The 12,744-nt window shown below is 71.1% G+C and carries 11 protein-coding genes; all 11 read left to right on the forward strand.

Features of this window, described 5'->3' with window-relative positions; all coding sequences use genetic code 11:
* Nucleotides 1-70: 70 nt before the first annotated feature.
* The 11 genes from IEX89_RS21070 (at nt 71) to IEX89_RS21120 (ending at nt 12,702) form a co-directional block, all read left to right on the forward strand.
* A complete protein-coding gene (locus tag IEX89_RS21070) occupies nt 71-1,372 on the forward strand; it encodes an imelysin family protein (RefSeq protein ID WP_188915253.1) in 1,302 nt (433 codons plus the stop codon).
* A gap of 136 nt (nt 1,373-1,508) precedes the next feature.
* Complete coding sequence (locus IEX89_RS21075; RefSeq protein ID WP_188915254.1) at nt 1,509-2,669, forward strand: cytochrome-c peroxidase; 1,161 nt, start codon at nt 1,509-1,511, stop codon at nt 2,667-2,669.
* A complete protein-coding gene (locus tag IEX89_RS21080) occupies nt 2,638-3,813 on the forward strand; it encodes a di-heme oxidoredictase family protein (RefSeq protein WP_188915255.1) in 1,176 nt (391 codons plus the stop codon). Before IEX89_RS21075 ends, IEX89_RS21080 begins: the two co-directional genes overlap by 32 nt.
* A gap of 410 nt (nt 3,814-4,223) precedes the next feature.
* Nucleotides 4,224-5,831: an ABC transporter substrate-binding protein gene (locus tag IEX89_RS21085; protein WP_188915256.1), complete on the forward strand. Its 1,608-nt coding sequence runs from the start codon at nt 4,224-4,226 to the stop codon at nt 5,829-5,831.
* Between the two features lie 50 nt (nt 5,832-5,881).
* Entirely contained in the window at nt 5,882-6,859 is a 978-nt protein-coding gene (locus IEX89_RS21090) for an ABC transporter permease (protein WP_188915257.1), read from the forward strand.
* The gene (locus IEX89_RS21095) at nt 6,856-7,800 is read left to right on the forward strand and encodes an ABC transporter permease (RefSeq protein ID WP_188915258.1); all 945 of its coding nucleotides are present in this window, start codon (nt 6,856-6,858) and stop codon (nt 7,798-7,800) included. Before IEX89_RS21090 ends, IEX89_RS21095 begins: the two co-directional genes overlap by 4 nt.
* Nucleotides 7,797-8,792, forward strand: a complete 996-nt coding sequence (locus tag IEX89_RS21100; protein WP_188915259.1) for an ABC transporter ATP-binding protein — start codon at nt 7,797-7,799, stop codon at nt 8,790-8,792. Before IEX89_RS21095 ends, IEX89_RS21100 begins: the two co-directional genes overlap by 4 nt.
* The gene (locus IEX89_RS21105; RefSeq protein ID WP_188915260.1) at nt 8,789-9,787 is read left to right on the forward strand and encodes an ABC transporter ATP-binding protein; all 999 of its coding nucleotides are present in this window, start codon (nt 8,789-8,791) and stop codon (nt 9,785-9,787) included. The genes IEX89_RS21100 and IEX89_RS21105 overlap by 4 nt, the downstream gene beginning before the upstream one ends.
* 17 nt (nt 9,788-9,804) lie before the next feature.
* Nucleotides 9,805-10,953: a M24 family metallopeptidase gene (locus IEX89_RS21110; RefSeq protein WP_188915261.1), complete on the forward strand. Its 1,149-nt coding sequence runs from the start codon at nt 9,805-9,807 to the stop codon at nt 10,951-10,953.
* Nucleotides 10,954-11,014: 61 nt separating this feature from the next.
* The gene (locus IEX89_RS21115) at nt 11,015-11,482 is read left to right on the forward strand and encodes a nuclear transport factor 2 family protein (protein ID WP_188915262.1); all 468 of its coding nucleotides are present in this window, start codon (nt 11,015-11,017) and stop codon (nt 11,480-11,482) included.
* A gap of 95 nt (nt 11,483-11,577) precedes the next feature.
* Nucleotides 11,578-12,702 (forward strand): ATP-NAD kinase family protein, encoded by a 1,125-nt coding sequence (locus IEX89_RS21120; protein ID WP_210317687.1) that lies wholly within the window; start codon nt 11,578-11,580, stop codon nt 12,700-12,702.
* Nucleotides 12,703-12,744 lie beyond the last annotated feature (42 nt).

A 12,744-nucleotide genomic window follows, 5' to 3' on the forward strand; every position in this document is an offset into this window, starting at 1 on the left:
GCTAGCTAAGTGACTGAAAAACAACGCTGTTTTTAGTCGCTCTAAACTGGACCGCCTCAAGGAGATCCCCATGCGCCGCCTCTCCCGCGCCCGCACCGTGCTCACCACCACCGCCCTCGCCGGCCTCCTCGCCACAGCCCCGGCCTTCACAGCGCAGGCGCAGGCCGATGCGCCGGCGGCGGAGGCCGTCGTCGAGACCTATTCCGACATCGCGCACGCCATGTACGAGGACGCGCTCGCGAGCGCGCGGGATCTCTCCGCGGCGGTGGACGCGCTCCTCGCCGATCCGAGCGCCGAGACGCTGGCTTCCGCCCGCGAGGCCTGGCTCGCCTCGCGCGTGCCCTACCAGCAGACGGAGGGGCTGCGCTTCGGCAACGCGATCGTCGACGAATGGGAGGGCCGCGTGAACGCCTGGCCCCTCGACGAGGGTCTCATCGACTACGTCGCGACGGACAGCTACGGCGAGGACTCCGACGAGAACCCGCTCTATACGGCGAACGTGATCGCCAACGAAACGATCCAAGTCGGGCGCGAGACCATCGACGCCTCCACCATCGACGCGGACCTGCTGCGCGCGCTCCACGAGGCGGACGGCGTCGAGGCGAACGTCTCCACCGGCTATCACGCGATCGAGTTCCTGCTGTGGGGCCAGGACCTCAACGGTACCGACGCCGGCGCGGGCGAGCGCCCGGCGAGCGACTTCGCCACCGGCGAGGCCTGCACCAACGGCGCCTGCGAGCGCCGCCGCGCCTATCTGGAGGCGGCCACCGATCTCCTGATCTCGGATCTCGAGGAGATGGTCGCGGCCTGGGCCGACGAGGGCGAGGCGCGCGCCGACATCGTGGCGAAGGGCGCCGAGGGCGGCCTCTCCGCCATCCTCACGGGTCTCGGCTCGCTCTCCTACGGCGAGCTCGCCGGCGAGCGCATGAAGCTCGGCGTGCTCTTGCACGACCCGGAGGAGGAGCACGATTGCTTCTCCGACAACACGCACAACTCGCACTACTACAATCAGGTCGGCATGCAGGCGCTCTACGGCGGCCGCTACGAGCGCATCGACGGCAGCGTCGTCGAGGGCCCCTCGCTCGCGGATTACGCGCAGGCGCAGGCGCCCGAGGCGGCGGGAGCCGTCGCGACGGCGATGGAGGAGGCGCATGCCCGCCTCGCCGCCATGAAGGAGCGCGCGGATACGGGCGTGGAGGCCTACGACCAGATGCTGGCGCTCGGCAATTCCGAGGGCAACGCCGTCGTGGAAGCCGGCGTCGAGGGCCTCGTCGCCCAGGCCCGCGCGCTGGAGACGCTGGTCGCCGATCTCGGCCTGACCGTCTCCGTCGAGGGCTCCGACAGCCTCGACGACCCGAGCGCCGTGCAGTAAGCGGGCCCGAGGGATGAAGGCCGCCGGCGGTCTCCCCTCTCCCTCGTGGAGAGGGGAGTTCTGGCGTGCCGGACGAGGCCGGTGCGCTCATTACAAGCGGAGCGGTCGCTCTGCATCGCGGCACACTGAATCGACAATGAGAACCGCCCTCCGCCCCACCCCGCTCCTCCTCGCCGCCCTCGCGGGCGCCCTCGTCGTCGCCGGCGGGGTCTTGGTCGCGCGGGGCGAGGCGGCGGAGCCGATCGCGTTCGCCTCACCCGCGGCCTTGGGGGAGGCGCTGTTCTTCGATCCGCGGCTCTCCCGGGACGGAACGATGGCGTGCGCGACGTGCCACGACCCGCAGGCCGGCTTCGCAGATCCGCGGGACGACGCCCTCGACGGCGCCGTCTCGCTCGGCGGCGACGGGGTGGCGCACGGGCGGCGCAACGCGCCGACGCTCACCTACGCGCAGGCGGTGCCCGCCTTCCATCGCGACGAGGAGGGCTATCGCGGCGGCCTGTTCCACGACGGGCGCGCCGTCGATCTCGCCGATCAGGCCGGCCGGCCCATGCTCGACCAGGCCGAGATGATGATGGCGGACGAGGCCGCGATCGTCGCCGCCGTGCGGGCCGATCCGGCCTACGAGGCCGCCTTCGACGCGTTCTTCGCACCCGGCGTGCTCGACGATCCGACCCGCGGCTTCGGGGCGATCGGCGAGGCGATCGCCGCCTTCGAGCGCACCGAGACCTTCGCGCCCTATTCCTCGAAATACGATCGCTGGCTCGCGGGCGAGGCCGAGCTCGACGATTGGGAGGAGCTCGGGCGCGTGCTGTTCTTCTCGCAGCAATTCACCAATTGCGCGCTCTGCCATCTGGGCGACGGCGGGCTCTCCGACCCGCGCGAGACCTTCACGGACCACCGCTACCACAATATCGGCACGCCCGCGCATCCGGGGCTCGAGGCGGACGATGCCGGGCTCGCCGAGAACCCGGCGGTCGCCGGCGATCCCGGGCAGGCGGGGCGCTACCGCACGCCGACGCTCCGGAACGTCGCCGTGACGGGGCCCTACATGCACAACGGCGTCTTCGCCGACCTGCGCACCGTCATCCTGTTCTACAACACCTACAACACGCGCTCGCAGGCGCGGCGCATCAACCCCGAGACCGGCGAGCCCTTCGGCCCGCCGCCACACCCCGAGACGCTGGCGCTGGAGGAGCTGGAGCACGGCCCCGCCCTCGACGACCAGCGCATCGACGCCCTCGTCGCCTTCCTGAAGACGCTCACCGATGAACGCTACGAAGCGCTGCTTTCGGACTAGCGCCCTCCACCTCGCGGGCGCGCTCGCGGCGGCCGGGATCGGCGCCGCGTCCGCCGAGGACGGGCGCATGGCGCGGGTCCTGGGCGAGGCCCTGTTCGAGCGCGCCTGGGTGCCGGCGCCCTCCTCCACCAAGGCGAACGACGGGCTCGGCCCCCTCTTCAACGCCCGCGCCTGCGTCTCCTGCCATGCCGGTCTCGACCGCGCGCCCGTCGTGACGGATGCGGCCGGGATCGTGCAGGGCGACGATCTCGTGCTGCGCCTCTCCGACGAAATGGGCGCGCCCGACCCGGTCTACGGCGCGCAGATCCAGACGGGTGCGGTCCCGGGGCTGCGGCCCGAGGGGCTCGTGCGGCTCGGGGCGACCGGCCCCGCCCCGCACGCGCTGGAGCACGGGCCGCTCGCGCCGGGCATCCGCGTCGGCGGGCGGATCGCGCCGTCCCTGTGCGGCATCGGGCGCCTCGACGCGGTACCCGACGAGGTTCTCGCCGCGCTCGCCGACCCGCATGACGCCGACGGCGACGGGATCTCCGGGCGCTTCGTCGGGCGCTTCGGCTGGAAGGCGCAGGCGCCCGACCTCGCGAGCATGGTCGCCATCGCCTTCGCCACCGATCTCGGGCTCTCGACCACCTATCGCCCGGCACCGCAGGGCGATTGCCCGACGCCGACCTGCGCGCACGCGCCCCATGGCGGCGACGCGGCGCACCCGGAGATCACCGACGAGATCGTCGCCATGGTGAGCGCCTATCTCGAAGCGATCCCGCCGCCGCCGGCGCCCGCGGCCGACCCGATCGGCGAGGCGCTCTTCGCCGAGACCGGCTGCGCCGCCTGCCACGTGCCCGCGCTTCCCACGCCGAACGGTCCGGCGCGGGCCTTCACCGACCTCCTCGTCCACGACATGGGCGAGGGGCTCGGCGGCGGCGCGACCGAGCCCGGCATCGCGCCGGGCGAATGGCGCACGGCCCCGCTCGTCGGCCTCTCGCGCACGATCGCCAAGGGTGCGGGGCTGCTGCACGACGGACGCGCACAGGGTGTCGCCGCGGCGATCGCGCTCCACGGCGGGGAAGCGGCGAGCGCCCGCGCCGCCTTCTCCGCGCTCGACGAGGACAGCCGCGAGAACCTGCTGCGCTACGTCGAGGCGCTCTGATCCGAAACCTCCCCGCAGGGGAGGTGGGCCGCGAAGCGGACCGGAGGGGGCGAATGGATCGGGGCGCCTCGCCCCCACCCGCCTCGCTGCGCTCGTCGACCTCCCCTGCGGGGAGGCGTCGAGGGCGTGCTCTGGATCGATTGCGTAGATCGTCTTGCGAACGGGCGTGCGCAGTGCTCACCCCGCTGCGCGCCTCTAGTCTGCGCCTCTCCTTCGCGCTCAACGCACGCACGCGCTGTCCCGACTCGATTTTTGCGTCCGGCCTCTGGACAGCTCCCACCATCTCTGTTCTGTTGTGCGATATGCGGACATAAATTCACTATGCGCACAAGAACGCGACATCGCATGCACGCTCCACGTCGGCTGGACAGGCCGGACCGAGCCCGGTGACCGCACCAGAGAGGGGAACCATGAAGAGACTAGCCGCACTCGTCGTCGCCGCCGCGATGCTCTCGTCCGCGTCGGTCGCCGCACAGGAAGTCCTCACGATCGGCGTGCGCTCGGAGGCGAGCTCGCTCGATCCGCATTGGACGCAGCTCTCCGCCGACCTGCAGGTGCAGGAGCACATCTTCGAGAAGCTCGTGAACCTCGATTCCGCCTCACAGCCGATCCCCGGCCTCGCCGTCTCGTGGGAGGCGATCGACGACACGACCTGGGAGTTCAAGCTGCGCGAGGGCGTCACCTGGCACGACGGCGAGCCCTTCACCGCCGACGACGTGATCTTCTCCTTCGATCGCCTGCGCGGCGGCATCGAGGGCGCTCCCGCGAGCCCGGCCTTCACCCTCGACAAGGGCGGCAAGACCTGGGAGAAGGTCGACGACCTGACGGTGCGCGTGCGCACGGACGGCCCCTACCCCACGGTGGCCGAGGACCTCGCCATGGTCCCCATCGTCGCCGAGCACGTGGCGCGCGGCGTCACCGCGTCGGTGGACTTCAATTCCGGCGACGCCGCCATCGGCACCGGGCCCTTCCTCTACAACGAGTTCCGCTCCGGCGATCGCATCTCCGTCGTCAAGAACCCCGGTTGGTGGGGCGGCGAGGTGCAGTGGGACGAGGTCGTGTTCCGGCCCGTCACCCAGGACGCCTCGCGGCTCGCGGCGCTGCTCAACGGCGACGTCGACATGATCGACTATCCGCCCACCGCGGACCTGCCGTCGCTGCGCGACAACCCGGACTTCACCGTCTCCTCGATCCCCTCGGACCGGCTCATCTACGTCATGCCGGCCTATCGCGACGTCGAGGACTACGTGCTCGACAACGACGGCAACGTCATGCAGCCCAACCCGCTGCGGGACTGGCGCGTGCGCAAGGCGCTCTCGCTCGCCATCAACCGCGAGGCGATCCGCGACCGCATCATGGGCGGCGCGTCGCTGCCGACGCGCAACGTCGTGCCGCCGGGCTTCTTCGGCTACGACGAGAGCCTCGAGGCCGACCCGTACGATCCCGAGGCGGCGCAGGCGCTCCTCGCGGAGGCCGGCTACGGCGACGGCTTCCAGCTCACGCTCCACGGCCCCAACGACCGCTACATCAACGATGCCCGCATCGTCGAGGCGATCGCCCAGATGTGGACGCGCATCGGCGTGAAGACCGCCGTCGACACGATGCCGCGCAACATCTTCTTCTCCGACCTGATCCGCGGCCACGAGGACAGCTTCCCCGGTCACGACGTGCCCAAGTTCTCCATGTCGCTGACCGGCTGGGGCACGGTGGCGGGCGAGGCGACCTACACGGTGTCGGGCATACTCGAGACCTACAACGCGGCGACCGGCGGCGGTAACGGCAATTTCGGGCGCTATTCCAACCCGCGCATCGACGCCCGCTCGATCCTCGCCAAGCGCACCATCGACCGCGACGAGCGCCTGCGGCTCCTGCAGGAGGCGATCAACATCGGGATGGAAGACTACGCGCTCATCCCGCTGCACTTCCAGGTGAACCATTGGGCCATGCGCCGCGGGCTGGAGCACGCCGCGCGCACCAACGAGCGCACGCTCGCCATCGAGGTGCGGCGGGTCGACTGACCCGTCGGCGCCGCGATCCTCGAGACGACGAAACGGGACGGAGTGGCTCCATGGTCGGCTTCATCGCACGACGCCTCGTGCAGAGCCTCTTCGTCCTGTTCGTCATGACGCTGATCGTCTTCTTCGGCGTCAACGTCATCGGCAACCCGGTCTACATTTTCGCGTCCTCGGAATGCAACCAGGCCTGCGTCAACGGCATCATCGCCGATCTCGGCCTCGATCGCCCGGTCTGGGAGCAGTATTTCGTCTTCGTCGGCAACGCGCTCTCGGGCGATCTCGGCAATTCGTTCACCTTCGGCGTGCCGGCGATGAGCCTGATCTGGGAGCGCCTGCCGGCCACCCTCGAGCTCGCCTTCGCCGCCCTCGTCATCGCGCTGGGCCTCGGGCTGCCGCTCGGCATCCTCGCGGGCCTGCGGCCGGACGCGATCTCGAGCCGGCTCATCATGGGCGTCTCGACGCTCGGCTTCTCGGTCCCGGTCTTCTGGATCGGGCTCATCCTGATCATGGTGTTCTCCGTCCAGCTCGGCTGGCTGCCCTCGATCGGGCGCGGGGACACGGTCTCGATCCTCGGGCTCGAGGCGAGCTTCCTGACGCTCGACGGGCTTTCGCATCTCCTGATGCCCGCATTCACGCTGTCGCTGTTCATGCTCGCCATGGTGATCCGCCTGACGCGGGCGGGCATGCGCGAGGTGCTGCACGCGGATTACGTGAAGTTCGCCCGTGCCAACGGCATCTCGGAGACGCGCATCCTCTCCGTCCACGTGATGAAGAACATCCTCATCCCGATCGTCACCGTGCTCGGCATGGAGTTCGGCGGCGTCATCGCCTTCGCCGTCGTGACGGAATCGATCTTCTCCTGGCCCGGCGTCGGCAAGATGCTCATCGACGCCATCGCGGTGCTCGATCGCCCGCTGATCGTGGCCTACCTCGTCTTCGTGGTGTTCATGTTCGTGATCATCAACCTGCTCGTCGACATCCTCTATTCCGTCCTCGATCCGCGGGTTCGCCTCGGCGGGGGTGCGCGATGAGCGCGGGCGCCGTCACCCGGCCGGAGCAGGCGGGGCCCGTCGATCCCGCGGGTGCGCCGAGGCCCGCCGAGGCGAGCGCGTTCGCGGCCGTGGCGCGCGCCTATGCGCGCTCGCTCATCGCCATGACGGCGCTCGTCGTCTTCGCGATCATCGCCGTCGCCGCCCTCCTCGCGCCCTGGATCGCGCCGCAGAACCCCTACGACCTCACCCAGGTCGACCTGCTCGACAACCTTCTGCCGCCGGGCTCCGAAAGCTTCTCCGGCCAGATCTATTGGCTCGGCACCGACGGGCAGGGCCGCGACATCCTCTCGGCCATCCTCTACGGCCTGCGGATCTCGCTCCTCGTCGGGCTCGCGTCGGGCGTCATCGCGCTGCTGATCGGCGCGGCGGTGGGCCTCGTCTCGGCCTATCGTGGCTCCTGGCTCGACGCGACGATCATGCGCATCGTCGATTTGCAGCTCTCCTTCCCCACGATCCTCGTCGCGCTGATCCTGCTCGTCATCCTGGGGCGCGGCGTCGACAAGATCGTCTTCGCGCTGGTCGTGGTGCAATGGGCGTACTTCGCCCGCACCGTGCGCGGCGTCGCGCTCGTCGAGAACTCGCGCGAATACATCGAGGCGGCGCGCGGCCTGAAGCTCGGGCACCTGCGCATCCTCTTCGGCCATCTCCTTCCCAATTGCATGCCCACCCTCCTCGTCGTGGCGACCGTGCAGGTCGCCTCCGCCATCTCGCTCGAGGCGACGCTCTCCTTCCTCGGGCTGGGGCTGCCGCCGACGCAGCCCTCGCTCGGGCTCCTCATCGCCAACGGCTTCGACTACATGCAGAGCGGGCGCTACTGGATCAGCCTCCTGCCGGGCGTCGTCCTCCTCGTCACCATCGTCTCGATCAACGTCGTCGGCGACCGCCTGCGCGACGTGCTCAACCCGAGGCTCGCGCGATGACGCGTGCCGTCGACACCCCGCCGGCCCTCGCGGTCGAGGACCTGCGCACGGCCTTCTTCACCGATGCCGGGCGCCTCGACGTCGTGGACGGCGTGAGCCTCACGCTCCGCCGCGGCGAGATCCTGGGCCTCGTGGGCGAGAGCGGCTCGGGCAAGACCATGACGGGCTTCTCGATCACGGGCCTGATCGAGCCGCCGGGCCGCATCGTCGGCGGCTCCGTGAAGCTCGCGGGCGAGGAGCTCGTCGGCGCCGACCGGGCCCGGCTGCGAGCCCTGCGCGGGCGGCGCATCGCCATGGTCTTCCAGGACCCGATGATGACGCTCAACCCGGTCCTGCGCATCGAGACGCAGATGACGGACGCGCTCCTCGCGCACGCGTCCATGAGCCGTGCCGCCGCGCGCGCCAAGGTCCGCGACGCTCTCGCGGAGGTCGGCATCGCCGCGCCCGACGAGCGGCTTCGCGCCTATCCGCACGAGCTCTCGGGGGGCATGCGCCAGCGCGTCGCCATCGCCATCGCGCTCCTGCACGAGCCGGACGTCGTCATCGCCGACGAGCCGACGACGGCGCTCGACGTGACCATCCAGGGCCAGATCCTCGCGCTCGTCCAGCGCCTGTGCCGCGAGCGCGGGACGGGGCTCGTGTGGATCACCCACGACCTCGCCGTCGTCGCCGGCATCGCCGACCGGATCGCCGTCATGTATGCCGGGCGCATCGTCGAGGAGGGGCCCGTCGACGACGTCCTCGACCGGCCGGCGCATCCCTACACGCGCGGCCTCATCGCCTCCGTTCCCGTGCCGGGCCGGCGCGAGCGGCTGCCGCAGGTGCCCGGCCGCATGCCCTCGCTGCTCGAGCTGCCGCCGGGCTGCGCCTTCGCGCCGCGCTGCGCGCAGGCCGCCGAGGCATGCCGCGCGCGCCCCGACCTCCTCCCCGTCGGCCCCGCCCGCGCGGCGCGCTGCCATTTCCCCCTCGTCGAGACGGAGGCCGCGCGATGAAGCCGCCGCCGCTCATCGAGGCGCACGGCCTCTCCAAGGTCTTCGGCGAGGGCCAGGACCTCGTCGGACGCATGCTCTCCCGCTTCGGGCTCGAGCGCCCGCCCCGCCGGGTCCACGCCGTCGAGGAGGTGAGCCTCACCATCCGCGAGGGCGAGGTCGTGGGCGTCGTCGGCGAATCGGGCTGCGGGAAGTCGACGCTCGGGCGCATGATCGCCGACATCCTCCAGCCGACCACCGGCGAGATCCTTCATCGCGGCCGCCCCCTCGGCGCGCGCCGACGCGAGAAGGGCGCCGGCCTCGCGGTCCAGATGATCTTCCAGGACCCGTTCTCCTCCTTGAACCCGAGGAAGCGGGTGGGCGCGCTCATCGGCGAGGCGCCGAAGGTGCACGGCATCGTCGCCCGGGAGGATCTCGACGATTACGTCGAGAGCCTGATGGAGCGCTGCGGCATCGACCTCGCCTACAAGGGCCGTTTCGCGCATCAATTCTCCGGCGGGCAGCGCCAGCGCATCGGCATCGCCCGCGCGCTCGCGGTCAAGCCCGAGCTCCTCGTCTGCGACGAGGCGGTCTCGGCGCTGGACGTCTCCATCCAGGCGCAGATCGTCAACCTGTTCATGGACCTGCGCGAGGAGCTGGGGCTCACCTACCTCTTCATCAGCCACGATCTCGGCGTCGTGGAGCACGTCTGCGACCGGGTGCTCGTCATGTATCTCGGACGCATCGTCGAGAGCGGGCCCGCGGCCGAGATCTTCCGCGCGCCCAACCACCCCTACACGAAGGCGCTGCTCGCCGGCGTGCCGCGCATCGAGCGCCGGCGCACCGCCTACGAACCCATCGAGGGCGACATGCCCTCCCCCCTCGCGCCGCCGCCGGGCTGCCGCTTCCATCCGCGCTGCCCCTTCGCGACGGCCCGCTGCCGCGAGGAGACGCCGGCCCTGCGCGAGATCGCGCCGGGCCGGCTCTCCGCCTGCCATCTCAACGACGCAACCGCTTGAAGCCGAGGAGACCTGACATGGGCGCCTACCAGGAGCGAATGGAGACATTCGCCGCGCTCGTCGCCGAGGGAGCCGACATCGCCTTCGTGCCCATCGGCACGGATCTCGACTACCTCACCGGCATCCACCGCGACATCCCCAATTACGGCCGCAACCTCCATCCCGGCATGTGGCTCGAAGGCGCCTGGATCGTGCCCGGCCGCGCGCCGATCCTGACGCTTCCGCGCATGACGGTGGAGTTCGGCGCCGCCGGCGGCATCGAGGCCTACGACGTGCGCGTGCTGGGCGACTGGGACGACCCGGCCGCCCTCGTGAAGGGCATCCTCGCCGACGCGCGCCTGCCCGAGCGCCCGCGCATCGCGGTGAGCGACGACACCGAGGCCGAGAGCCTGATCGAGCTCCAGGGCCTCCTGCCGGACGCGCGCTTCGTCTCGGCGACGCGCCTCCTGCGCCGGCTTCGCACCATCAAGAGCCCGCAGGAGATCGAGACGCTGCGCGCGGCGGGCAAGATCACCGAGGATGCCTTCCAGGCGGTGATCGGCAACCTGAAGATCGGCATGACCGAGCTCGACGTCGTCGCCGAGGTCGACTACCAGATGAAGAAGCGCGGGTCGCTCGGCCCCTCCTTCACGACGTCGCTCTACAATACCGGGCCCAATCACCCGATGCTGTTCGGCCGGCGCCTGCAGAGCTGGCCGCGCGTGCTCACGGCGCCGGTCTCCGTGCTCTTCGACTTCGGCGCCGTGCACGACGGCATGTGCTACGATTTCGGCCGCACGGTCTCCTTCGGCGCGCCGAGCGCCGAGCAGGTGAAGGTCCACCGGCTGATCATGGACTCGCAGGCCGCCGGCATCGCGGCCCTGAAGGCCGGCGCCGTCACCTGCGAGGAGGTGGACCGCGTCGCCCGCGCCGTCATCGAGGACGCCGGGTACGGCAAGTACTTCCGCCACCGGCTCGGCCACGGCATCGGCTGGGACGTGCACGAGCCGCCCTTCCTCACCAAGGGCGACACGACGGTGGTGGAGGAGGGCATGATCTTCACGATCGAGCCGAGCATCTTCCAGGACCGCGACTTCTCCGCCCGCGTGGAGGACTGCATCGTCGCCCGGCCGAACGGCGGCGAGGCGCTGACGAGCGGCTTCCAGGATCTGATCGTGATCGAGTGAGGCGCGAGCGGCCGCGCACGCCCGTGCGCGGCCGCTCCCTCTGAGGACCTCGGGTGACCCCATGCAGGACGATCTCGCCGCCCGCCTCGCCGCGATGGAGGACCGCGCGGCCATCGCCGACGTGATCCACGCCTATTGCTGGCATTTCGACCGCAACGAGCCCGACGCCGTCGCCGACCTCTTCACGACGGACGCGCTCGTCGATTACGGTCCGGACGCGCCCGATCTCCACGGGCGCGAGGCCATCCGCGCCGCGGTCGCCAAGGGGCTCGCGGAGACCTTCGCCGCGACGAGCCACCACGTCTCCAACATCCGCATCACGCTCGACGGCGAGCGGGCGACGTCGGCGTGCCTCCTCTACGCCTGGCACCGCTACCGCGCCGGCGCGCCCGACGGGGAGCTCTGGGCGCAATACCATCACCGCTTCGTGCGCACGCCCGAGGGCTGGCGGATCGCCGAGCTCGTGCTCAAGGCCGCGGGGATGACGCATTTCCATCGCGCACGGATGCACCCGATCGGGCGGCTTTGACGCGCTAATCGCGTCTTGCGCCGACGAACCGCTCCGCTATTCTCACCTCCGATGAAACTTCTGTTCGCATTGCGAACAAATTCGAGGAGCGGGGCGTGGATCGCCGCAGCATCGGCGTCATCGTCAATCCCATCGCCGGCATGGGCGGGCGCGTCGGCCTCAAGGGCACCGACGGCGCGGAGGCGCTCGCGCGCGCCCGTGCGCTCGGCGCGACGCCCGCCTCGCATGCCCGCGCGGTGCGCGCGCTCGCCAAGCTCGCGCCGATCGCCGACGCGTTTCGCCTCCTCGCCTGCCCCGGCGCCATGGGCGCCGACGCCTGCCGCGAGGCCGGCCTCGACCCCGAGACCCTACCCGTAGCCGTCACGGACGAGACCTCGGGCGAGCACACCCGCGCCGCCGCCTCCGCCATGGCGGCGCGACGCGTCGACCTCCTCCTCTTCGCCGGCGGCGACGGCACGGCCCGCGACGTCCTCGACGGGATCGGCGAGGACGTGCCCATGCTCGGCATCCCCACCGGCGTGAAGATGCACTCCGCGGTCTTCGCCGCGAGCCCCGAGGCCGCCGGCAATCTCGCGCGCCTCCTCGCCGAGGGCGACGCGCGGGTACGCTTCCGCGAGGCCGAGGTGATGGATCTCGACGAGGCGGGGCTTCGCGAGAACCGCGTCTCGGCGCGCCTCCACGGCGTCGCCCGCGCGCCATTCGAGCGCGCTCTCATGCAGGCAGGCAAGGCCTCCGCGCAGGCCTCCGACGAGGATGCGCTCGACGCCTTCGCCCGCGCCTTCGCCGCGCGCATGGAGCCCGGCCGGCTCTACGTGCTCGGCTGCGGCACGACACTGCGGCGCATCAAGCGCGCGATCGGCTTCGAGGGCACGCTTCTGGGCGTCGACGTCGTCATCGACGGGCGGGCGCTCGCGCTGGACGTCGGCGAGGAGCGGCTCATGCGCCTCGTCGCGGGTGCGCGCGCCACGATCGTGGTGGGCGTCACCGGCGGCCAGGGCTTCGTCTTCGGGCGCGGCAACCAGCAGATCGGCCCCGAGGTCATCCGCGCGGTGGGGCGCGAGAACATCGTCGTCGTCACCGGCGTCTCGAAGCTCGTCGGCCTCGATCCGCCGGTGCTGCGGGTGGACACCGGCGACCCGGCGCTCGACCGGGACTTAGCCGGCTACATCCGCGTCGAGACCGCCCCCGGCCAATCCACCATGATGCGCATCGCCGCGTGACCCGCACCCGATCCGCATCCCGACAGACAACCCGCGCGGATG

The organism is Salinarimonas ramus, from assembly GCF_014645695.1.
In the GTDB taxonomy this organism is placed as follows: domain Bacteria; phylum Pseudomonadota; class Alphaproteobacteria; order Rhizobiales; family Beijerinckiaceae; genus Salinarimonas; species Salinarimonas ramus.

Excerpts from the sequence above, each read along its gene's own strand:
- IEX89_RS21070 (WP_188915253.1), top strand. The coding sequence starts at position 71 with ATGCGCCGCCTCTCCCGCGCCCGCACCGTGCTCACCACCACCGCCCTC.
- IEX89_RS21075 (WP_188915254.1), top strand. The coding sequence starts at position 1,509 with ATGAGAACCGCCCTCCGCCCCACCCCGCTCCTCCTCGCCGCCCTCGCG.
- IEX89_RS21080 (WP_188915255.1), top strand. The coding sequence starts at position 2,638 with ATGAACGCTACGAAGCGCTGCTTTCGGACTAGCGCCCTCCACCTCGCG.
- IEX89_RS21085 (WP_188915256.1), top strand. The coding sequence starts at position 4,224 with ATGAAGAGACTAGCCGCACTCGTCGTCGCCGCCGCGATGCTCTCGTCC.
- IEX89_RS21090 (WP_188915257.1), top strand. The coding sequence starts at position 5,882 with ATGGTCGGCTTCATCGCACGACGCCTCGTGCAGAGCCTCTTCGTCCTG.
- IEX89_RS21095 (WP_188915258.1), top strand. The coding sequence starts at position 6,856 with ATGAGCGCGGGCGCCGTCACCCGGCCGGAGCAGGCGGGGCCCGTCGAT.
- IEX89_RS21100 (WP_188915259.1), top strand. The coding sequence starts at position 7,797 with ATGACGCGTGCCGTCGACACCCCGCCGGCCCTCGCGGTCGAGGACCTG.
- IEX89_RS21105 (WP_188915260.1), top strand. The coding sequence starts at position 8,789 with ATGAAGCCGCCGCCGCTCATCGAGGCGCACGGCCTCTCCAAGGTCTTC.
- IEX89_RS21110 (WP_188915261.1), top strand. The coding sequence starts at position 9,805 with ATGGGCGCCTACCAGGAGCGAATGGAGACATTCGCCGCGCTCGTCGCC.
- IEX89_RS21115 (WP_188915262.1), top strand. The coding sequence starts at position 11,015 with ATGCAGGACGATCTCGCCGCCCGCCTCGCCGCGATGGAGGACCGCGCG.